This window comes from Micromonospora sp. NBC_01638, from assembly GCF_045209745.1.
In the GTDB taxonomy this organism is placed as follows: Bacteria; Actinomycetota; Actinomycetes; order Mycobacteriales; family Micromonosporaceae; genus Micromonospora.
Genome location: NZ_CP109273.1, coordinates 2,199,220 through 2,220,688, shown reverse-complemented (window position 1 = coordinate 2,220,688; position 21,469 = coordinate 2,199,220). Strand labels below are relative to the sequence as shown.

Genomic DNA, 21,469 nt, shown 5'->3' with positions numbered 1-21,469 from the left:
GTCCGACCGGCTGCGGCGTTTCCGTACCCGATAGGCCTGGGTGGCATGGGAACACTCATCTTGCTCTGGCGGTCAATCCGTGCTGAACCGCCGGTGCACCGCCCGGGCGCGCCACTCGGTCTGTGACCCGCTGACGAACCTGTCTCTCTACCCGATGAGCTGCTCGTGGGGATATCCCAAACACTCCCAGATCCCGGATGGAGCCCGAAGCAACCCCGACGGCTCCGCTGGTAGCACCCGGTTGGCGATGGGGGCAATTCTCGTGGCGCTGAGATGGAGTATCGCTAGTGCCGTGACCACGAACGTTCACGGTGTTGGATGACACGCCGTCTGGCCTGTCGGCCGGGCGGCGTGGCGGTGGCAGATCTTGTACGTGTGCGGCGGCTGAGTGATCAGGAAGGTCAGCAGCTGCTCAGAATCACTCGCCGGGGAACCGGTTCCCCGATCCGGCTGAGGCGGGCGATGGTCGTGCTCGCGTCTGCCGATGGGAACACGGTGCCGGCGATCGCTCGTCTGGTTCAGGCCGATGAGGACACGATCCGGCAGGTCATCCACCGGTTCAACGAGATGGGGATGGCCTGCTTGGACCCTCAGTGGGCGGGTGGCCGTCCCCGCCAGATCAGTAGCGACGAGGAACAGTTCATCGTCGAGACGGCCAACACCCGCCCCGAGAAACTGGGGCGACCGTTCACCCGGTGGAGCATCCGCAAGCTCGCCGACCACCTGCGCCTGCACTCGACTCGACGGGTCCGGATCGGGCGGGAACGGCTGCGGCAGATCCTGCACCGACACCGGATCACCTTCCAACGGACCAAGACGTGGAAGGAGTCCACCGACCCGCGGCGCGACACCAAGCTGGCCCGGATCGAGTACGTGAGCAGCCACTTCCCACAACGGGTGTTCGCGTTCGACGAGTTCGGGCCCCTGGTGATCCGTCCGCAGGCTGGCGCCGGGTGGGCGCCGGTCGGGCATCCGCACCGGCTGCCCGCGAACTACCACAAGCTGCACGGAGTCCGGCAGGTCCACGGCTGCTACTCAGTGGGTGACGACCAACTCTGGGGCGTGGTCCGACGGCGCAAGAGCGCCGCGAACACCCTGGCCGCGCTCAAGTCGATCCGAGCCGCGCGTCCGGACGGGGCGCCGATCTACGTCATCCTGGACAATCTGTCCGCGCACAAAGGCCGCAAGATCCGCACGCGGGCGGCCCGGAACAAGGTCGAGCTCTGCTTCACCCCGACCTACGCCTCCTGGGCCAACCCGATCGAGGCCCAGTTCGGGCCGCTGCGCACCTTCGTCATCGCCGGCTCGAACCACCCGGCGCTGACCCGACGGTTGCAGGCCTACCTGCGGTGGCGCAACGCCAACGCCCGCCACCCCGACGTCCTGACTGCCCAACGCCGCGAACGCGCCCGCATCCGCAGCGAACGCCAACAACGATGGGGCCAACCCGCCACCCGAGCAGCCTGACACCAACACCGTGAACGTTCGTGGTCACGGCACTAGGTGGAACAGTGTGGACATCGCGATGCCCGTCCTCATGCGCCTTGAGGCCTGGTAAGGGTGACAATGGGGCCTTCCCAAGGATAAGTAGTGACTGGGGTGGCGAAGGTGGATTGCCTGCGCAGGTCCCCATATAGCAGTCGGGTTCAGATGTCAATCTTCCGGTAAGTGCCAAGCATCTATATCCTCGATGCAAGCCATACCTTATCGGAGGTTGTGGAGCTGGCATTTGCTTGGGTGGCGCGCGCCGCTTCGAGCGGAGCCATTTTTCCTGCGGGGAGGAGAAGCATGCGAATGGCAAGGCGGTTTTTTGCTGCGTTAGGCTTGACGGTTGCAATTATTCTCGGAGCGCCGCTAAGTGCCGCTAGTGCGGCTAGCCCTTCTACCGTGACCACGTTAGCGGCCTGGGACTGTCCAGTAGGAGATTTCTGCGCCTGGTCAGGTGCGAACGGCACCGGTTCAAGGTGTAATTGGACTGACGCGGACAACGACTGGTGGGCTGGTGCCACCGTCTGCTCTTGGTCGAAGACCACATCCATGAAGTCTTTTTGGAATCGTGGCACGAGTACTAGCTACCCCGGTGTTCATCTCTACCTTAACGCCAACTATGGTTCCGAGTGGTATTGCGCTGTTAGGGGATCGAAGTACAACGGCGAGGGATGGATGCGCTCACACCGTTGGCAAACTGGTTCCTGCAACTGACTCGGTGGCTTGCCCAGAGCGCCCATAAGGCGGCCTTCTTTGCCTAGAAAAGTCCATGAAATAAAGCAACACCCGGTGCGATCTTGGTGATGGGGGTCGAGGGCTCATTCTGAGGCTCTCGACCCTCACATCGGGTGAGTGGCGCCGGGAAGTGGGCACCCTTGCCTCCCATGATCGGCAGCGAAACGGCAGACTGCAACGCTCCTTGTTCCATGTAGCCCCCGTCGTACGGCAGGATGCCTTTTCATGAGCACCCAGTCGACGCCCGGCATCGACGACGCCGGAACCACCGATCACCCGTCCCGATCCGACGGGTTCGTCCGCGGCGTCTCCGGCGTCATCGGCGGCCCGCTGGGCGACCACGCGACCGCGCTGGACCGGCCGGTCGGCCGGGAGCGTCGCTTCTGGACTGCCGTCCGGATCGTGCTGGCGATGGTCTGCCTCACGCTCGCGCTGCACTGGGTGCAGAAGTCGCCCTGCCAGGACGGGGCCTGGCAGAACAACGTCCAGTACACCCGGTTCTGCTACACCGACGTCCTCGCCCTCTATTACGCCGAGGGGCTCAACGAGGGCAAGGTGCCCTACCGCGACCACCCGGTGGAATACCCGGTGCTGACCGGCTACTTCATGGGGGCGCTGGGCCTGCCGGTGCACGCCATCGGTGAGGGCGACCCGAGCATCAACCAGGGCCAGTGGTTCTACAACCTCAACGCGCTGGTGCTGGGCGCGCTCGCGGTGGCCACCGTGGCGGTGATCCTCGCGCTGCGCCGCCGACGACCATGGGACGCCGCGTTGTTCGCGCTCGCCCCGGCGCTGGTGCTCACCGCCACCGTCAACTGGGACCTGCTCGCCATCGGGCTGGCCGCCTTCGGCCTGCTGGCCTGGGCCCGCAAACGACCCGCGGTGGCCGGCGTGCTGCTCGGGCTCGCCGGTGCGGCGAAGCTCTGGCCGCTGTTCCTGCTCGGGCCGATCCTCGTCCTGGCGCTACGGGCCGACCGGGTCCGCGCCGCGCTCATCGCCACCGGCACGGCGATCGCCGCCGTGGTGCTGGTGAACCTGCCGGCCGCACGGGCGTACCCGGAGAACTGGGGCCGATTCTTCGAGCTGAACACCACCCGGCCGATCGACTGGGGCACGCTCTGGTACATCGGGCGCTACCTGGACGGCAAGGTGGGCAACGACCCCGCCCGGCTCGGCCCGTTCGAGTGGCTGAACGCCAACATTCCCACCCTCAACACCATCTCGTACGCCCTCTTCGGGTTGGCCTGTCTCGGTGTGGCCGTGCTGGCGTTGCGGGCGCCGCGCCGACCGCGGCTGGGTCAGGTCGCCTTCCTGGTGGTCGCGGCGTTCCTCATCTTCAGCAAGGTCTGGTCGCAGCAGTTCGTGCTGTGGCTGCTGCCGCTGGTGGTGCTGGCCCGGCCGAAGTGGGGTGCCTTCCTGGCCTGGCAGATCGCCGAGGTCTGCTATTTCGTCGCCTTCTACGGCGAGCTGCTCGGCGCGGCGACCAGCCGCCCGGTCTTCCCGGAAGGGGTGTTCGTGCTGGCCTCGACGTTGCGGCTGGCCACCGTGGTGGTGCTCTGCGTCCTGGTCGTCAAGGAGATCCTGCACCCCGAGCGGGACGCGGTGCGGGCGACCTATCCGGACGACCCGGACGGTGGCGTCCTCGACGGCGCACCAGATGCTCCCTGGCTGGACCGCTGGCGCCGCAAGGACACGAGCAGTGAACCCCAACCCGAGCCCGTCGCAGCTACCTGACCCTTAGGTCGAACGCGGCCTGCACCACGTCAGGGTTTTCGGGGGAGCCCGCCCGGCGCAGGGATCAAGCCTGACCGCCCGGAGCCGGGTGGGCTCCCCCGAAAACCCGCCCTAAAGACCAGCCAGGCTCAGAGCCGATACACGACGGCGTCGCCGACGTCCTGCCGGCTGATGCCGAGCGACTCCACCGGCGTGTCGATGGTGATCTCCCAGGGTGTGCCCGCCACCTGTCCGCGCAGCAACACCACTGTGCGGACGCCGAGCGTGCGCAGGTAGTCGACGCTGGTCTGGTCGGGGAACGACTGGCTCACCCGACGGACGTCGTCGAGCTGACGCGGAGTGAAGCCGCTACCGCCGTTGACCACGTCGGGGAACCCGCTGGTCGACCAGAGCATCACGTGCTGGTCCAGGCTCTGGTTGCTGGGCAGCACCAGCAGAGGCCCCTCTGCCGTACGCATCGCCGCCGGTTGGGTCGGCACCACCGGATGCGGGGTGGTGTTCAGGCCCTCGATCGTGACCAGCAGCAGCGGCAGCAGGCTGGCCATCCGCAGCCACGGCCCCGGCCACGACGGGATCCGCTGCGCGGTCAACTCGCGGACCCGGTCGGTGAGCGCGGTGACCGCGCCCGCCGCGAGCAGACCGAGCAACAACGTGGTCCAGAGCATCAACCGACCAGGGGTACGCAGCGCACTCCAGCCCGGCAGGTGATCGAAGAGCGGCACGTAGGTGAAGGTGCCGTCGAAGAAGCGGGTGCCCATCGCGAAGGCCATCGTCACCAGCACCCCGGCGAGCAGCAGCAGTCGGTGCCGCAACCGCCAGACCGAGAAGAACAGCCCACCCGCGGCGAGCGCGTAGAGCACGAAGCCCGGCAGCAGGGTCATCTCCGGGTGCCACGGCAGTGCCGCGCGGGCCCCCTCGTGCAGCCCACCCCAGATCCGCGACTCGGCGGGCGCCGTCACGAAACCCGACGCGGGCGGCGAGAAGATACTGATGTCGCCGATGGTGCGCTCGGCGTACGGGTGCAGTTCGGTCACCTTGTAGAACGGGAACGCCATCAGCAGACCCACACCGGCGAAGAACAACCCGCCGAGCAGGTCGGCGATGAACAACCGGCGACCGAACGGCACGGCCTGACCGGTGCGCAGCCGCCGCGCGAAGAAGAGGACGACGGCGACCAGCAAGGCGCCGGCCAGGAAGTACGCGAACGGCAGCCCGATGCCGAAACCGAGGCTGAGCTGCCAGGCCGCCATCAACCAACCGGCGTAGATCCAACCGTCGTGCCGGCGCTCGGGTCGGTAACCGTGCCGCAGTGACCAGCCGTGCCCGCGCGCCAACATCGCCAGCGCCAGCGGAATCCCGCCGTTGGAGAGCACGTGCAGGTGCCCGGCCTGAGCCAGCAACCATGGTGCGTAGGTGTAGCTGACGCCAGCGACGGCGGCGCCGATGCGGCCCGCCCCGAGCTGTCGGGCCAGCGCGTACGCCCCGAGCGTGGCGAGCGCGTGCGCCAGCACGAAAATGATGTTGTAGCGCAGCAACGCGTCCTCGGGGCCGCTGCCGAGCATCCCAGCCGGGGCGTACCCAAGGAGCGTGTCGGAGAACGCGAAGCTCCACAGCTCGGGGAAGAACGTGTTGGACTGCCACAGATGCGCCGGATCGGCCAGCAGGATGTGCCCGGACCAGGCCATCTGCCAGGCTTGCAGGCTCGGGTCCCAGTAGTCCTGCGGGAGTGTGTAGCGCGGATAGCGCAGCGTCGGCCAGGTCATCAGCACGGCCAGCGCCAGCGCGCCGAGGGTGGCCAGGGTCCACTCGTGGATCAGGAATCGGCCGACGGCTCGACCGGCCCGGCTGAAGATGGAGGGCCTCGGCTCCGGAGCGGAGGCGAACGCCTCCCAACGCTCCGGGCCGACCGGCTTCGCCTCGCCGTCGGTCTTCACCGGACCGTCGGTCTGGCTCGCCTCTTCACCCTTGCCCGGGTCACCGCCCTCGGCCGCGTCGACCTTCGTGGCGCCACCCCTGGTCAGGTCGCTGTCCTTGGCGGCGTCGACCTTGGTGCTGCTGTCCTTGTCGGTGCTGCCGCTGTTCGCGGCGGCTCCGGTCGTCCCACCGTCACTCGTATGCGGGTTGTCCGGGGCGGTCTCCGCGCTCGACACGGCCCTGTCCGAGACGGCGTCGGAGGTGCGAGCCGGCTGGGCGGGGGTGCCCGTCGGCGACGCGGTGGCGGGTCGGATCTCGGCGTCCGCGCTGGCGGGGGTGGGCCGGGCGTTCCCGGTCCCAGGCTGTCCGGTTGTCATGCTGCCGGGCTCTTTTTCCCGAGCTGCTGGCGGAGAAAGTCGATGTCGGCGGCTTGGCCGGTCACGCCGCCCGGTGTCTCGACGACCACCGGTGCCCCGGCCGCCCGGATCACCGCCACCACCAGCTCCGGGTCGATCGTCCCGCCGCCCAGGTTGTCGTGTCGGTCCTGGCCGGAGTTGAACGCGCCCTTGGAGTTGTTGGCGTGCACCAGGTCGATCCTTCCGGTGATCGCCTTGACCCGGTCGACGACGCCGAGTAGGTCCTCGCCGCCCGCGTACGCGTGGCAGGTGTCCAGGCAGAAGCCGACCTCGTAGTCGCCGATGGCATCCCAGAGTCGGGCGAGCGCGTCCAGCCGTCGGGCGCACGCGTTGTCGCCGCCTGCGGTGTTCTCGATCAGGACCGGCACGCCGAAGCCGCCGGAGTCAGCCGCGTACGCGAAGGTCTTGCGCCAGTTGTCGAAGCCGACGGCCAGGTCGTCCCCGGCGTTGACGTGCCCACCGTGGACGATCACGCCCTTGGCGCCGATTTCAGCGGCCGCGTTGGTGTGCCCGAGCAGCAGCTTTCGGCTGGGAATCCGGATGCGGTTGTTGAGGGTGGCGACGTTGATGACGTACGGCGCGTGCACGTAGAGGTCGACCTCGGCCGCGCGCAGCCGCTCGGCGTCTTCCCGAGGCTTGGGCGCCTTCCAGCCCTGTGGGTCGGCGAGGAAGAACTGCACGGTGTCGGCGGACCGGGCGGCCGCCTCCGCCAGCGGGTCGGTCGAATCGACGTGGGCTCCGATACGCATGCGAGCGAGCCTACGTCGCGACCCTGACGGCCGGGGCGACGGCCGGGGCGGTGTCGCGTCACTGGACGGACCGACGATCGTTGATGGGTTTGAACCGGCGACCAGCGCCCGGTGCCGCCGACGAACGGCGACCGGTGGTCGACGGCCGACAGCGAGGTCACCCCCGCCGCGCGGCCCGGCGTGGCGGGGGAGGCCCTTCGCGTACCGGATATCCACCGATGAAGAATCTCGGAAATTTGTGCTTTTCCCCCCGACAAGGTACGAGTGCCGTTGTATCGTCAGATAACAACACGATAAAGCTCCGCGGGGCGTCTTCGGTCCAACCTCATCGGTGTGGTCGTTCCTCCCCAGGTCCCACCCAAGGAATGCGGACCGGACGCCCCGCGGCCTTGTAGACGGGGGTCCACCACCGGCCGGAAGACGGTCGGACGGTGGACCCCCGTCAGCACGTCGGAACGCTGACCCGACCTCCCCGGGCATGATCGTCCGGACCGGGTATCCTGGCCAGGTTGTCCGCGTCCGGCCGGGTTCCCCCGGCACGTGCGGGCAGCGACGCACGACCTCCTGCCACGGAAGGACCGTGGCCGCTTAGCCCACAGGAGGTGAGCACGTCTTGCGTCATTACGAAGTAATGGTCATCCTCGACTCCAGCCTCGAGGAACGCACCGTCGCACCGTCGCTCGACACGTACCTGAACGTGATTCGGACCGCGGGTGGCTCGGTTGAGAAGACCGACGTGTGGGGCCGCAGGCGCCTCGCGTACGAGATCAACAAAAAGGCTGAGGGCATCTACGCCGTCATCGACCTGCAGGCCACGCCTGCTGCGGTGGCCGAGCTGGACCGTCAGCTGCGCCTCAACGAGTCCGTGCTGCGCACCAAGGTCATCCGACCGGAAATGCGCTAAAGCATTCAAACCCCGGTTCGTCCGGATCAGCCTCCGCGACTCTGTCGCACGGCTCTGCGAGCCTGTACGACGAGACGCTGAGTGCGCGAGGAGATGGTCATGGCAGGAGACACCACCATCACGGTCATCGGCAATCTGACCGATGACCCCGAGTTGCGGTTCACCCCCTCCGGGGCGGCGGTCGCCAAGTTCCGAGTCGCTTCGACGCCCCGTTTCATGGACAAGGCGTCGAACGAATGGAAGGACGGCGAGCCGCTGTTCCTCGCATGCACCGTGTGGCGGCAGGCCGCCGAGCACGTCGCCGAGTCGCTGCAGCGTGGCGCTCGGGTGATCGTGTCGGGCCGGCTGCGTCAGCGGTCGTACGAGACCCGCGAGGGTGAGAAGCGCACCGTCATCGAGCTTGAGGTCGACGAAATCGGCCCGTCGCTGCGCTACGCCACGGCAAAGGTGCAGAAGATGTCCCGTTCCGGCGGTGCTGGCGGCGGCTTCGGTGGCAGTCAAGGTGGCGGTGGCGGTCAGGGTGGCGGCGGAGGCAACTTCGACGACCCCTGGGCTTCGGCTGCTCCCTCTCCCGCGCGTGCCGGTTCGGGCGCCAATTTTGACGAGGAGCCACCGTTCTAATGGCGCCTAGCGCTCGCGATCGCAAACCAGGAGCACGTGCAACGGCCAAGGCTGCGGCACTGCGCAAGCCGAAGAAGAAGGTGAACCCGCTCGACAAGGACGGGATCGCCTACATCGATTACAAGGACACCGCGCTGCTGCGCAAGTTCATCTCCGATCGCGGCAAGATCCGCGCTCGTCGGGTGACCGGCGTGACCTCGCAGCAGCAGCGGCAGATCGCCCGTGCGGTCAAGAACGCCCGTGAGATGGCGCTCCTGCCGTACACGGCCACCACCCGCTGAGAGGAGGCACCGATATGAAGATCATCCTGACTCAGGAAGTGTCCGGCCTCGGTGCCCCGGGCGACATCGTCGAGGTCAAGGACGGCTACGGCCGTAACTACCTGCTGCCGCAGGGCTTCGCGATCGTCTGGACCAAGGGCGCGGAAAAGCAGGTCACGGTCATCAAGCGGGCCCGTGGGGCCCGCGAGATCCGCGACCTCGACCACGCCAACGAGGTCAAGGCTCAGCTCGAGGGTCTCAAGGTCAACCTGAAGGTCCGCGCCGGCGACGGCGGACGGCTCTTCGGCTCGGTCACTCCGGCCGAGATCGTCGACGCCGTCAAGGCGGCCACCGGCCCGGTCCTCGACCGGCGGCGGCTGGAGGTGCCCGGTCACATCAAGTCGATCGGCACCTACCCGGTGAAGATCAAGCTGCACCCTGAGGTGACCGCGTCGTTCAACCTGAACGTCGTTCAGGGCTGACGTCCGCAACACCACCACGAGGGCCCGCACCGAGCGATCGGTGCGGGCTCTCGTGCGTACGCCATTCGGGGCCCCGGTCCTGGCCCGGCCTGATACGGGCGCGGCCCGCCCGGTGTGGCCTCGACCCGCAGGCCGGTCAGCCGATCGGCTGACCGGTCACCGCGCTGATCAGCACCGTGGAGAGGCCGCCGCCCACCACGGCGGCAGCCAGCGCGATGGTCGCCGAGCGCCACGTCGTGCCCACCCGACGCAGCAGTGCGGCCACCACCAGGCTGCTCACCAGCGCCAACCCGAAGCGCGGCGAGCCGGCGAGTAGCGACTCCAACGCGCGTGACCGGGGCGAGTCGCACCCGCCCCCGCTGATGTCGGTCACACAACCAGCCGGTGCCTGGCTGTCCAGCGTCAACAGCCAGACGAAGATCAGAACCGCCGGCACCAGGTAACAGGCAGCGGTGTACAGCAACGGCCGGAAGGACCCACCCGGGTCCGGGTCGAGCAGGTCGTCCTCCAGGCGCCGTGCCCAGGCGCCCGTGGCCGCCGACTCGACCCGCCGACGCACCGACGCCGCCCCAACCGTCGGCCGGTCCGCCCGACGCCGTGGCGCACCCCCGCTCGGCACCGGCACGCTGCGCGGGCGCGGAGCGATGTAGCCCACCACCGGGGACCGGGGCGCCGACGTCGGCGGATCCGTCCAACGGGGGTCATCATCGGCCAGCCGAGCGCCGGACAGGAACCCGTCGTCCCGGGGCGGCCAACCCTCGGCCGCCACCGACCGGTCGGAGCGCGGCGGCATCGTACGGTCCCACTGGTCGTCCTCGATCGCGGACCGCTCCCACTGGCCGGTGCGGTCGGACCGTTCCCAGCCACCGAGGCTCTCCACCGCCGACCACTGCCCGCTCAGGTCCGCAGCGTCCGCAGGCGGCCACGCGTGCAGGCCCGAGGCGTCCCACGGATCCACGGCGGGCGGGTACGACGGCTCGGGCTCAGCCACCCGGTCCGACCCGCGTGCCCATGGGTCGGCCGCCGGCCGGGACCAGGACTCCTCCGCCGCACGGCGGCTGCGCCGGCTGGGTCGGCTCACGTCCTGCTCAGGCGCCGGCTCGGTCGGGGCGGCTTCCAGATCCCCACCCGACCAGATCACCTGCGGGCGGCCAGCGGGCGCACGGCGGGGACGGCGGTCCGGGACAGCGCCGGAGACCGGTTCGTCCTCCCCGGCGTCGGCACGTCGGCGACCGGCGTACCCCTGCTCCTGCGGACGGTCGAGCGTCCACTCTCGGGTGTGGTCCGATTCCGGTGCCGCGCCGATCGCCGCCTGCTCCGGCCAACCCGTCTCGCCGCTCCGCCGCCGGCTGCCCCGCGACTCGGTGTACCGGGGGCCGGCACCGGACGTTGGCCGCTCGGGCTCGGGCTCGGGCTCGCGCTCGTCCGGTGCCGCGTGGCGGCCGCCGCCGTCAGCGTGCCGGACTCCCGACTCCAGTGCCCACCGGGGCAGGTAGGCGTCGACGGGCTCGTCCTGGCCGCGGTCCTGGGCACGCCGTCGGCTGGAGGTGCGGTAGCGCCCGTCCTCGTCATACGGGTCAACGGGAAGGGACGCCGCGCGCTCACTCCACGAGGCGGTCGGCTGGCGCTCGTGCGGGCTGCCCTCCCCGCGTCCCCAGTCCCGGTAATTCACGGCCGGAGTGTGACCCTTCTGAACCGAAAGCGGAATCCGCTGTCCAGGTGTAGCCGTTCGCTGGAGATACTACGGGACGATCGTGTCACAGGCCCGACCGAAATATTCTCCTCCACAGGCTGGGGAGGAGGTTTCCGCAGGTCAACGACGTATGACTGAGAATTCCCCAGTGGTTGTCCACAGGTTGTCCACACACTGCGCACATGCTGTCCCCCGGCATCCACAGGTTGTCCCGAGGCTCGTCCACCGGCGTTGTTGAGTCTCTGACCTCGGGGTCCGTATGGTTGGCCCTCGACCGCCGGCGATGGCCCCCGATCGACCGGCCCGGTCGGACGGAAGTGTCGCACCTCAGCGGTAGAGCTGGGATCGGATCCGGCGCAGTGGAGGGGGTACCCGTGTCGGTCACCGACGACATGCGGGCAGAGCCACGCTCCGGCGGTGGCCAGCCACCCGCGCAGCGGGACGGCCAGTTCGACAAGACCCCTCCCCAGGACGTTGCCGCCGAGCAGTGCGTCCTCGGCGGCATGCTGCTCTCCAAGGACGCCATCGCCGACGTCGTCGAGATCCTCAAGACCAACGACTTCTACCGGCCGGTGCACGCCACCATCTTCGACATCATTCTCGACATCTACGGCCGGGGTGAGCCGGCCGACTCGATCACGGTCGGGGCGGCGCTGGCCGACTCCGGTGACCTGGTACGCATCGGCGGCGCGCCCTACCTGCACACCCTCATCGCCAGCGTGCCGACCGCCGCGAACGCCGCCTACTACGCGCGGATCGTCAGCGAACGGGCGGTCCTGCGCCGGTTGGTCGAGGCCGGCACCAAGATCGTGCAGCTGGGCTACGGCACCGCCAGCGGCGGCAGCCGCGACGTCGACGACGTCGTGGACCTCGCCCAGCAGGCGGTCTACGACGTCACCGAACGCCGGGTCAGCGAGGACTTCGCGATCCTGGCCGACATGTTGCAGCCGACGCTCGACGAGATCGAGGCGGTGGGGGCGTCGGGCGGCATGATGACGGGCGTCCCGACCGGCTTCAGCGACCTGGACCGACTGCTCAACGGCCTGCACGCCGGGCAGTTGATCATCGTGGCCGGAAGGCCCGGTCTGGGAAAGGCACTCGCGCTCGACACCCCACTGCCGACCCCGGACGGCTGGACCACCATGGGCGAGGTCCGTGCGGGTGATCAACTGCTAGCGGCAGACGGTAGCCCCACCACGGTCACACACGCCTTCGATGTCATGCACGACCGTCCCTGCTACGAGGTCGAGTTCTCCGACGGCACGGTCATCGTGGCCGACGCGGAGCACCTGTGGAAGACCACCAGCCGCGTGAGTCGGTGGCAGGGGCCGGCGCGGCAAAGGCGGCACTGGCCCGAGTCGTCGCTGGCCAACCTACGTGCGGCAAACAAGAGGCTCAGCGCCCTGCAGAACCAGCCGATCACACTCTTCGACACGATCGAGCAGGTTGGGCCGGAGTTCCGGCATGTCCTGCACACCGTCGCCCGTGAGGTCGGGTCGATCGGCCGGAGCAGCCGCCCTGTCGTCCGCAGCGGCAAGCCACGGAACTGGACTGCGCCCGGCTATCCGGCCGGCCCGCTTCTGAGCGCGCTTCTTCAACGGGCCGAGCGGGAGGTCAATGCTGACAGCCGGGCCGATCACGACGGTGTCGTGACCACTGCCGAGATCGCGGCCACGCTGCGTACCGACACCGCCGAACGACGGCTCAACCACGCCGTACGGAACAGCGCTCCCCTTCACCTTCCGGACCGGGAGTTGTTGGTCCCGCCCTACACGTTGGGGGCGTGGCTCGGCGACGGCCACACCGCGGCCAGCCGATTCACCACCGCAGATCCGGAAATGGTCACGCAGGTCGAGGCGGACGGCTTCGCCGTTCGGCCCAGCGGGCCGATGGTCTACACCGTCCGGTTGCCGCCTGAGCCTGCCGCTCGTGAAAACGGCGTCTGCGTGGACTGCGGCGTTTCGACCCGGGCGCTGCGTGCGAATCCAGCAACCATGAAGTGTGCCGGCTGCCACAGCCGGAACGGCTCCTTCCTCGGGCTGTTGCGTCAGATCGGGGTGGCGGCAGACAAGCACATCCCGGGCGTCTACCTGCGCGCCTCCGAGGCTCAGCGCCGGGCGTTGCTGGCTGGGCTGATGGACACCGATGGCACCGTCGCCCCCGCCGGCAACCTTCAGTACACGTCGACCTCGAAGCGGTTGGCAGAGAACGTGCGCGAGCTCATCGTCAGCCTCGGCTACCGCTGCACGGTCAACGCGAAGCCGGTACGCGGTCGCACCCCCGAGTCGTCCATCGCGTACACGTTGAACTTCTCCACGCCGGATGTCATCTTCCGCCTCAAACGGAAGCGGGATGCGCACGCCGAACGCCGCCGCACCGCCTCCGACGTCCGAACAACCTCGCGGTTCATCGTCGACGTCCGGCCGGCGCCGAGCGTGCCGGTCCGGTGCGTCACGGTCGACAACCCCGAGCATCTTTACCTGGCCAGCCGGGCAATGATTCCTACCCACAACAGCACGGCTAGCATGGACTTTGCCCGCCACGCTGCGATCCGCGCCAACCAGGCCGCCGCGATCTTCTCGCTGGAAATGAGCAAGGTCGAGATCGTCATGCGACTGCTCTCGGCCGAGGCGCGGGTGCCGCTGCACGTGCTGCGCAGTGGGCAACTCTCCGACGACGACTGGACCAAGCTGGCCCGGTGCATGGGCGAGATCAGTGAGGCGCCGCTCTTCGTCGACGACACGCCGAGCATGAACCTGATGGAGATCCGGGCCAAGGCTCGTCGGCTCAAGCAGCGGCACGACCTCAAGATGATCGTGGTCGACTATCTCCAGCTGATGACCTCACCGAAGCGCACCGAGAGCCGCCAGCAGGAGGTCGCAGACCTTTCCCGTGGCCTGAAGCTGTTGGCCAAGGAGGTCGAGTGCCCGGTCATCGCGGTCAGTCAGCTGAACCGTGGCCCCGAGCAGCGCACGGACAAGCGACCCCAGCTATCCGATTTGCGTGAAAGTGGATCAATTGAACAGGATGCTGACGTTGTAATCCTTTTGCACCGTGACGACTACTACGACAAGGAGTCGCCGCGGGCGGGCGAGGCGGATTTCATAATTGCCAAGCATCGAAATGGGCCAACTGACACGGTAACCGTCGCGGCGCAGTTGCACCTGTCGCGGTTCGTGGACATGGCCATCGGATGAGAAGCACGGGTTTTCGTCTGACGCCCTCGCAAATCGAGGATGCCGTGCAGCGTGCGGCAAAGGGCGAGAGCCTCACTCGAATCGCATATTCGTACGGCGTCAGCCGGCAGGCGATCCGTGGTCTATTGCGCCGGCGAGGGGTGCCGGCACGGGCAGTTTCCAAGCTGACCGATTCGGAATGCGTGGAGGCGGTCAGGCTGTATAACGAGGGCCTGTCGCTGACGGAGGTCGCGAAGAATTTCGGACTCACGGCGCCGGGGATGCGGGGTTTGTTGGTACGGCGCGGCGTAGTGATTCGGAGGGTCGTACACACGCTTCGGCACGACGCGGTTGACCTGTTGACGCCGGAAACGTGCTACTGGCTCGGGTTTCTCTTCGCGGACGGGTGCGTCACGTACCGCGCAGGTCATCTCCCGCAGATCTCCGTTGGGCTCGCCCAACGGGACCGCGAGCACCTTGTCTTGCTCCGTACGTTCCTAGGTTCGAGCAGCAGCATCTCAGCACCTAACTCGGAAGTAGACCTACTTCCTCCCGATTAGGGCCGCTTCGCGAAGCGAAGCAGCAAGGACTAACCCCACACAGGGGTCGTGCCAGTTCTCGGTGCGCTCGACCCGCTTGGCGGAGCGCATGATCGCTCTTGGGAGATACGAAGGCCCGCTCGGCGAACGACTGGACGAGTCGCGTGACTTCTGGCGTGGTGTCGTCGATGGAGACGGTTCGGTTGGAAGTTATCGCCGGCCGGGTCCTCGGCTGTCGGAATTCGCGCAATTCAGGTTGGTGGGAAGTCAACGCCTCTTGGACGCGTTCGCTGCCTTCCTCAGGAATCACGGCATCTGCGGTCTTTCCGTTCGGCCCCACAAATCGATCTACACGATCGGAACGACATGTGGACCTGCCGAGAAAATAATCAGCTTGCTGTACGCGGAAGCGCCAGTTGCATTGGCGCGCAAGGCGAAAACCGCAGAGAAAATTCTGAGCGGCTGTCCGTCCGACTGATCCCTCGCAGCATCTCAGACAAGTCGGTTGACCGACCTTCATAGGCAGGCGGAAGTTGTCACGTCGCCGGTCAGCCGAGCAGCGGAAACCAGCCCGCCGACTCGCCCAACTCCAGCCGGTCCCGCTCGGTGAGCGGCACGCGCCCGGTGGCCTTGAGCAGGAAGTCGTGGTCGTCCCAGGCGGGGGCGGACGGTGTCGTCACTGAGCAGGCCGTCCATGGTCGCCACCGCGACTCGTACCGCCAGTGGGCCGGGCGGCGGCGCGCCGGGCAGGTCCACGGTCAGGTCCAGGTGATGCACGACAGCCTCGGTGGTCAGGGTCGCGAGGAAATCCGGTACGCGCAGCACGTGCCCCTGCGTCGTCACGTACCCCTCGGGGTCGGCTGACGCGGCGGCGCGGACCGCCGCCGGGGCGGTCTCCCGCCAGAGCCGGACGATCCCGGTCGGACGGTCGAAGGCGGCGGCCGATCGGCGGACCCGCCAGGCGTGCCGGGTGGCGTTGTCATCGCCGCCGGGAAAGTCGCGCCAGTAGCTCACGTCGTCGACGTCGGCGGGGCCGTCGGCGGGGCTGGCCAGTGCGACCAGTGCCCGCTGGGCGTCGCCGAGGACGTGCAGCAGCAGGTCGGCGATGAGCCAGCCCTGGCAGCGGGTGGTTCGTTGCAGGCCTGCGTCGTCCAGGCCGTCGACGGCCGCGGTGATCCCGTCGTACGCCTGGGCCAGCGCCTCGTCCGGTCGGATCACGGTCATGCGGATCACCCTCGCATGGACGATCGCGCCCACCAACCATCGACGGGGTGGGCGATGTGCCCGGGCCGACACGTCGATCGACCCGGGCGGAATGTCGGCTCTGGGATCAGCCGAACATCTCGTCGAGGAAGCCCTTGCGCTTCTTCTGCCGGTAGTGCCCGTGGTAGCCGTAGTGCTGCTGCTGGTGGCCGTAGGCCGGCGCCGGCGGGTAGCCGTGTGCGGGCGGTGGGGGCGGCGGCGGCGGGACGGCACCGTAACCGGGCTGGTGCGGCGCCGGAGGAGGTGGCGGCGGGTAGCCGGCCGGCTGCTGGGCGGGCTGCGGTGGCGCGCCACCACCCTGTTGGCGGCTCCAGTTGGCCTCCGCCTCGAACAGCTTCTCCAGTTCGCCGCGGTCCAGGAAGATGCCTCGGCACTCCCCGCACTGGTCGATGACGACGCCGCTGCGCTCGTACTGGCGCATATCTCCGTGGCACTTGGGACAGGTGAGACTATTCATCGCCCGACGGTACCCGCTCGACCTAACCAGTTGCTGTGAGCGCCTCGGTGACTTCCTCGTCGGAAACCTCGTGGAAGTCCTCGTAGTAGACGCTCACCGCGCCGAAATCCGGGGGGCGTTGGGCGCAGATGACCTGGTCCGCCTCGGCGGCGAGCAGCTCGTACGCCTCCTGCGCGCCGACCGGGACCGCGACCACGACCCGGTGTGCCCCGAGTTGGCGGACGACCGCCACGGCGGCGCGGGCGGTCGCGCCGGTGGCCAGGCCGTCGTCGACGATCACCGCGGTCCGCCCCGTGAGGTCCAACTGTGCGCGACCGCCGCGGTAGAGCCGCTCCCGGCGTTCCAGCTCGGCCTGCTCCCGACGGCTGACCTCGGCGATGTCGTCGCTGCTGAGTCGGCTGGCCACCTCGTCGTTGAGCACCTGGACACCGCCCGGACCGAGCGCGCCGAAGGCGACCTCGGGGGCCCACGGCATGCCGAGCTTGCGGACGACCAGCACGTCCAGTGGCGCGCCGAGCCGTTCGGCGACGATCCGGGCGACCGGCACGCCGCCGCGGACGAGGCCGAGGACGACGACGTCCGGATCGCCGATGAGTGCGGTGAGCCGATCGGAGAGCACCCGGCCCGCCTCGGCCCGGTCGTGGTACGTCGTCATGCCTTCAGGTCTACGCCCTGATGGGCCCTTCCGCCTGGCAGTTACGCCGAAGTGGTCCGACCGGACAGGTCAGCGGGGGCCGGGGCGGTCGGCGCGTCGATCGGGCGGCGCAGGGCGGGTGCCCAGGTGAGCAGGGCCAACGGGTACAGCAGGTAGCCGAAGCGGGTCGAGGGCATCAGAGCGATGGCGACGAGCAGCCCGTACCCGCAGATCAGCGCGGCGGCGACGGCGGTGCGGGGCGGGCGGCGGGCGAGCCGGACGGCGATGGCCACGCCGGCCACGACAAGTAGCGCGGCGGCGATCAGCCGGCCGGTGGGCAGCGCGGTGGCGATCAGGTAGCCGGGGAACGGCGACTGCGCGGGGCTGGTGACCAGGCCGTGGCCGAGGGGGAAGCGCAGCACGTTCTCGGTCAGCGCGTCGCGGTCGACCAGCATCGCCGGCAGGAGGGCGGCGACGGGCAGGCCGATCGCGCCGGCGGCGACCCGGGTGCCGGCGCGCCGGTTCAGGCCCCAGACGATCAGGACCAGGGCGACCGGCCAGGCGAACAGCTTCAGCGCGCCGGCAAGCCCGACCGCGACGCCGGCCCGACCGGGTCGGTCGGCGGCGGCGAGCGCGAGGGCCAGCAGACAGAGCGCGAGTACGGGCAGGTCGTCGCCGCCGGTGGCGAGGGTGAGGGCGCAGATCGGCAGTACGGTGGCGGCCTGCACGCCCCGCAGCAGCGCGGCGTCCCGCCGGTGAGCGGTGCCGGCGGTGGCGGTGTGGCCGGTGGTGCCCGGTGTTCTGCGCAGGGCGGCCACGGCCAGGGCGAGCGCCAGCGCGGTGCCCACCGCGAACCAGACCCGGGAGTCGGTCCACCAGGTGTCGGCGAGCGCTCTGGGTAGGCCGAACATCGCCATGCCGGGCTGGTACGGGGTGTAGCCGAGCAGTTGCTCGCCGGGTGGCAGGGCGGCTATCGCGTCGGGTCCGAGGTACGGCGTGCCGTGTTCGAGGAGGCGGATGCCGGCCTGCTCCACGACCAGCACCTCCTCCTGGGCCCGGTCGGTGCGCCCGCTGGCCCGCTCGATGCTCTGCCAGAGCAGGGGCAGCAGTGCGGTGCCCGCCCAGGCGAGACTGGTGACCGCCCAGCGAGCTGGCAGACCGACCAGCCGGGAGGCCGGGGAGCGCCGACGCAGCAGGAGCTGGGCGATCACCACCAGCGCCGCGACCAGGTACCCGACGGCGGCGACCGCGCCCCAGGCTCGGTGCGGCAGCAGGGTCGACGTGACCGCGGTGATCGCGGCGAAGATGGCCGAGACGGCGTAGAGGCCGAGGTCGAGGGCGAACCCGCCGGCGGCGGTGTCGAGCGTCCGCCAGTGCCAGCGACGGCGGCGGGCGGTCGGGTCGTCGGCGATCACGGCGCCAGTCTGGCAGACCGACCTGCTCCCGCACCGGGCCGCCAGATCAGGCGGGCAGGTGCGGGAGGCGGTCGGGGCGGGAACGGCCGGCCTGGCGGCGGTTCTGGCTCAACCGGATCACCGCGCCAGCGTCGTGCAACGGCGCGGCCAGGGTGCCCGGCCGACCGCCCGAACCGCGCTGCATCGCCGCGAGCAGGGTGCCGGCCGGCATCGGCCGGGCGAACAGGTGCCCCTGGCCGGCGACGCAGCCCAACTCCCAGAGGGCCCGCCGCTGCGGCTCGCTCTCCACGCCCTCGGCCACCACAGCCAGGTCGAGGCTGCGGCCCAGGTCGAGCGTGGAGCGGATGACGGCTGCGGCCTCCGCCGAACTCTCCATCGTCGTCACGAAGCTGCGGTCGATCTTCAACTCGTGCACCGGGATGCGGGAGAGCAGGGAGAGCGAGGAGTAGCCGGTGCCGAAGTCGTCCAACGCCAACCGGACGCCCTCGTCGCGTAGCCGGCTGAGCACCCGGTCGACCACGTCGAGTTGGCTCAGCGTCAGCGTCTCGGTCAGCTCCAGCACCAGCCGGTCCGGTGGTAGGTCGTGGGCGCGCAGGCGGGCCAGCACCGAGCCCGGGAATCGCGCGTCGAGCAGGCTGCGCGGGGACACGTTGACCGCGACCGGTATGTCGAAGCCGGCGTCGCGCCAGTTGGCCGCCGCGATCAGCGCCTGGTCGAGGATCGCTTCAGCGAAGGCCGGCAGCAGGCCCGAACGCTCCACCGCCTCCAGGAAGCGCAGCGGGTCGATCATCCCGTGGGTGGGGTGGTGCCAGCGAGCCAGAGCCTCCGCGCTGGTCACCTCACCGGTGCCCAGGTCGACGATCGGTTGGAAGTTGACGATGAACTCGTGGTCGGCGACCGCACGTGGCAGGTCGCCCCCGAGGGTGAGGCGGCCCAGGTCGGCGGTGTCCCGGGTCGGGGCGTACGTGGAGATCCTTTGCCCGGCCCGTTTGGCCTGGTACATGGCAACGTCGGCGCGGCGCAGCAGCTCGGCCATGCCACCGCTCGACGGGGCGACGGAGATCCCGCCGCTGGCCTCGACGCTGATCCGCATGCCGTCCAGCTCGAACGGCTCATGCAGAGCGGCGAGCAGCGTCTCGGCCCGGTGCGCGGCCACCGCCGGGGCCGGCAGCCCGCGCAGGAGGACGGCGAACTCGTCGCCGCCGAGGCGGGCCACCAGGTCACTCGCCTGGGCTGCGCCCCGCAACCGGTCGGCGACCTGCACCAGCACCTGGTCGCCAGCGGCATGCCCGAGCGTGTCGTTGACCTCCTTGAAGTGGTTGAGGTCGATCAGCACCAGCGCCGTCACCCCGTCCGCGTGCCGGGCGCTCAACTGCTCGGTGCCCTCGTCGAGGAGGTGCCGGCGGTTGGCCAGGTCGGTCAGCGCGTCGTGCGCAGCCGCGTACGCGTGCTCGTCGGCGACCCGGGCCAGCTCGGCGTACGCCTGCGCGTTACGAACGGCCGTGCAGAGCGCGGACGCGAAGGTGCGCAGGGTGTACTGCTCCCGCTCGGAGAGCTGCACGGGGCCGCGGAAGCGCAGCCGCAGCACCCCGACATCGACAGTCCGGTCATGCCCTTCCAGCGGCGTGGGAACGACCGTGCCGTCCACGTCGGTGGGCGTACCGGTCGGACCGTCGAAGGTGATGCCGCCGGTGCCACCGCGTACGGAGCGACCGCCGTCGTGCAGCTCGATCTCGACCTCGTCGGCGGAGAACAGCTCGGCGGCCTGGGTAACGGCGGTGGTGAGGACGTTGTCCAGGTCGACCACGTTGAGCGCGTCGGTGGTCCGGGCCAGCCGCTGCCACGCCTGCTGTTCGGTGCGGCCCCGGATACGCGCGGAGTAGGCCAGGTGCAGGCTCAGGACCAGGGGCGGAACGGCAAGCAGCAGTCGGGGGTCTGCCCAGAGGATGAATAGCGTGCAGAGGGCGACGACGAAGCGCACACCGAAGCCGGCCAGCCGCAGGTCAAGGTTGTTGAGGAACTGACGGGAGATCCGGGTGCCGGTCGCCAGCGCGATCACCGGGATTGCCAGGAGGTCGTCCAACAGGGCGGCGACCAGGTAGATGGCTCCCAACAGGCCGATGAGCTCCATCAGCCCCACGGGTGGCCATTGCCAGTTGACCGCCAGCACGGTGGCGCTCGCTCCACCGGCAACCAGGATGTTCTTGCTGACGCCGAAGGCGGTCTTGATCGAAGGAAGCTTCATGATCGCCGACGCGATGCCGACGCCGACCCCGGTCGCCAGCAACACCCAGGCAGGTGGAGCCACCGCGAGCCCGATCACGATCGCCGCCTCGATCCAGGTGATGGCATGCGTGGTCGAGCGGATGCGGATGGGTGCCTTGATGATCGTCCCGAGGGCCGTCATGAACGCCAGCGCGACGATCGTCGCCCCATCGCCCACCGAGTTGGGCGGGTGCGCCAGCATGTCGGCGACAGCGATGAGCGTCGGGCCGGTAGCCAGTACGACGATGAAGCTGACGAGCAACAAAAGTCGCCGGTCTGCGCTGGTGGTGTTCTCGGATGCAACCCGACTCATGAAGCTCCTGTCGTTGCCGACAGTTACATGTTGACGACAGGAGCTTACCGCTGTGTGTCACTCGAATGTCAGTGCCAGTCGCTGCCGCGCATTGCACGCTCCCTCCACTCTCGTCCTCCGGGACTTGGTTCTGCGTCCCGGGCTGTCTTTCGTGGCGAGAGCCTAAGGCGAACTCGAAGCGGTTAGCAGTAATAAATGTCGGTATGCGCAATATAAGTCAAGATAGAGGGTTTTGTAACGTTGTGTCTATGGCTCCTATGCGGAGCGCGGTCACACTGTTCGGTCTGCAGGTCGCATGTTGCCAACCACCGCCGGGAGATGCGCTCGGGGTCCACGCTCCCGCCGTCGTCCCTCAGTCTGAACGAGCAAACTCGTCGGCCTCATCCGGAGTTCGGGCTCAGCGTAGGTCCT

Annotated in this window: 17 protein-coding genes; 9 read left to right on the top strand and 8 right to left on the bottom strand. The window is 69.0% G+C overall.

Annotated features, from left to right (window positions below; genetic code table 11):
* Positions 1 to 357 precede the first annotated feature (357 nt).
* From OG811_RS10490 to OG811_RS10480, 3 genes are all read left to right on the top strand, one after another.
* A complete protein-coding gene (locus OG811_RS10490) occupies positions 358 to 1,467 on the top strand; it encodes an IS630 family transposase (protein WP_406075639.1) in 1,110 nt (369 codons plus the stop codon).
* Positions 1,468 to 1,788: 321 nt separating this feature from the next.
* On the top strand, positions 1,789 to 2,202 hold the full coding sequence (locus tag OG811_RS10485; RefSeq protein WP_406075637.1) for a peptidase inhibitor family I36 protein: 414 nt from the start codon (positions 1,789 to 1,791) through the stop codon (positions 2,200 to 2,202).
* 246 nt (positions 2,203 to 2,448) lie between these two features.
* On the top strand, positions 2,449 to 3,957 hold the full coding sequence (locus OG811_RS10480; RefSeq protein WP_406073758.1) for a glycosyltransferase family 87 protein: 1,509 nt from the start codon (positions 2,449 to 2,451) through the stop codon (positions 3,955 to 3,957).
* Positions 3,958 to 4,085: 128 nt separating this feature from the next.
* Here OG811_RS10480 and OG811_RS10475 read toward each other — a convergent pair whose 3' ends face one another.
* Together OG811_RS10475 and OG811_RS10470 are read right to left on the bottom strand one after the other, a co-directional pair.
* Complete coding sequence (locus tag OG811_RS10475) at positions 4,086 to 6,248, bottom strand: hypothetical protein (protein ID WP_406073756.1); 2,163 nt, start codon at positions 6,246 to 6,248, stop codon at positions 4,086 to 4,088.
* On the bottom strand, positions 6,245 to 7,036 hold the full coding sequence (locus OG811_RS10470) for a deoxyribonuclease IV (protein WP_406073754.1): 792 nt from the start codon (positions 7,034 to 7,036) through the stop codon (positions 6,245 to 6,247). The genes OG811_RS10475 and OG811_RS10470 overlap by 4 nt, the downstream gene beginning before the upstream one ends.
* 613 nt (positions 7,037 to 7,649) lie before the next feature.
* Here OG811_RS10470 and rpsF point away from each other — a divergent pair.
* From rpsF to rplI, 4 genes are all read left to right on the top strand, one after another.
* The gene (rpsF, locus tag OG811_RS10465; RefSeq protein ID WP_117668160.1) at positions 7,650 to 7,940 is read left to right on the top strand and encodes a 30S ribosomal protein S6; all 291 of its coding nucleotides are present in this window, start codon (positions 7,650 to 7,652) and stop codon (positions 7,938 to 7,940) included.
* Positions 7,941 to 8,021: 81 nt separating this feature from the next.
* Positions 8,022 to 8,561: a single-stranded DNA-binding protein gene (locus OG811_RS10460; protein WP_406073752.1), complete on the top strand. Its 540-nt coding sequence runs from the start codon at positions 8,022 to 8,024 to the stop codon at positions 8,559 to 8,561.
* Entirely contained in the window at positions 8,561 to 8,842 is a 282-nt protein-coding gene (gene rpsR / locus OG811_RS10455) for a 30S ribosomal protein S18 (protein ID WP_051723758.1), read from the top strand. Before OG811_RS10460 ends, rpsR begins: the two co-directional genes overlap by 1 nt.
* Positions 8,843 to 8,856: 14 nt before the next feature.
* Positions 8,857 to 9,303, top strand: a complete 447-nt coding sequence (gene rplI, locus OG811_RS10450; RefSeq protein ID WP_272614341.1) for a 50S ribosomal protein L9 — start codon at positions 8,857 to 8,859, stop codon at positions 9,301 to 9,303.
* Positions 9,304 to 9,439: 136 nt separating this feature from the next.
* Here rplI and OG811_RS10445 read toward each other — a convergent pair whose 3' ends face one another.
* On the bottom strand, positions 9,440 to 10,975 hold the full coding sequence (locus OG811_RS10445) for a hypothetical protein (RefSeq protein ID WP_406073750.1): 1,536 nt from the start codon (positions 10,973 to 10,975) through the stop codon (positions 9,440 to 9,442).
* A gap of 395 nt (positions 10,976 to 11,370) precedes the next feature.
* Between OG811_RS10445 and dnaB the strand changes: the two genes are divergently transcribed.
* Both dnaB and OG811_RS10435 read left to right on the top strand, forming a co-directional pair.
* On the top strand, positions 11,371 to 14,193 hold the full coding sequence (dnaB, locus tag OG811_RS10440) for a replicative DNA helicase (RefSeq protein WP_406073748.1): 2,823 nt from the start codon (positions 11,371 to 11,373) through the stop codon (positions 14,191 to 14,193).
* A 615-nt stretch (positions 14,194 to 14,808) separates the two neighbouring features.
* On the top strand, positions 14,809 to 15,189 hold the full coding sequence (locus tag OG811_RS10435; RefSeq protein ID WP_406073747.1) for a hypothetical protein: 381 nt from the start codon (positions 14,809 to 14,811) through the stop codon (positions 15,187 to 15,189).
* A gap of 38 nt (positions 15,190 to 15,227) precedes the next feature.
* On the opposite strand, the gene OG811_RS10430 is transcribed toward OG811_RS10435, so the two are convergent.
* The 5 genes from OG811_RS10430 to OG811_RS10410 form a co-directional block, all read right to left on the bottom strand.
* Entirely contained in the window at positions 15,228 to 15,935 is a 708-nt protein-coding gene (locus OG811_RS10430) for a maleylpyruvate isomerase N-terminal domain-containing protein (protein ID WP_406073745.1), read from the bottom strand.
* A 106-nt stretch (positions 15,936 to 16,041) separates the two neighbouring features.
* Entirely contained in the window at positions 16,042 to 16,431 is a 390-nt protein-coding gene (locus OG811_RS10425) for a zf-TFIIB domain-containing protein (RefSeq protein WP_406073743.1), read from the bottom strand.
* Between the two features lie 22 nt (positions 16,432 to 16,453).
* On the bottom strand, positions 16,454 to 17,086 hold the full coding sequence (locus OG811_RS10420) for a phosphoribosyltransferase (protein WP_406073742.1): 633 nt from the start codon (positions 17,084 to 17,086) through the stop codon (positions 16,454 to 16,456).
* Positions 17,087 to 17,127: 41 nt separating this feature from the next.
* Entirely contained in the window at positions 17,128 to 18,480 is a 1,353-nt protein-coding gene (locus tag OG811_RS10415; protein ID WP_406073740.1) for a glycosyltransferase 87 family protein, read from the bottom strand.
* Between the two features lie 46 nt (positions 18,481 to 18,526).
* Positions 18,527 to 21,058, bottom strand: coding sequence for a putative bifunctional diguanylate cyclase/phosphodiesterase (locus tag OG811_RS10410; protein ID WP_406073738.1), 2,532 nt, complete (start codon positions 21,056 to 21,058; stop codon positions 18,527 to 18,529).
* Positions 21,059 to 21,469 lie beyond the last annotated feature (411 nt).

Coding starts and splice junctions, on each gene's coding strand:
- OG811_RS10470 (WP_406073754.1), bottom strand. CDS start 7,036: ATGCGTATCGGAGCCCACGTCGATTCGACCGACCCGCTGGCGGAGGCG.
- OG811_RS10475 (WP_406073756.1), bottom strand. CDS start 6,248: ATGACAACCGGACAGCCTGGGACCGGGAACGCCCGGCCCACCCCCGCC.
- OG811_RS10480 (WP_406073758.1), top strand. CDS start 2,449: ATGAGCACCCAGTCGACGCCCGGCATCGACGACGCCGGAACCACCGAT.
- rpsR (WP_051723758.1), top strand. CDS start 8,561: ATGGCGCCTAGCGCTCGCGATCGCAAACCAGGAGCACGTGCAACGGCC.
- OG811_RS10410 (WP_406073738.1), bottom strand. CDS start 21,058: ATGAGTCGGGTTGCATCCGAGAACACCACCAGCGCAGACCGGCGACTT.
- rplI (WP_272614341.1), top strand. CDS start 8,857: ATGAAGATCATCCTGACTCAGGAAGTGTCCGGCCTCGGTGCCCCGGGC.
- OG811_RS10485 (WP_406075637.1), top strand. CDS start 1,789: ATGCGAATGGCAAGGCGGTTTTTTGCTGCGTTAGGCTTGACGGTTGCA.
- OG811_RS10425 (WP_406073743.1), bottom strand. CDS start 16,431: ATGAATAGTCTCACCTGTCCCAAGTGCCACGGAGATATGCGCCAGTAC.
- OG811_RS10420 (WP_406073742.1), bottom strand. CDS start 17,086: ATGACGACGTACCACGACCGGGCCGAGGCGGGCCGGGTGCTCTCCGAT.
- OG811_RS10430 (WP_406073745.1), bottom strand. CDS start 15,935: ATGACCGTGATCCGACCGGACGAGGCGCTGGCCCAGGCGTACGACGGG.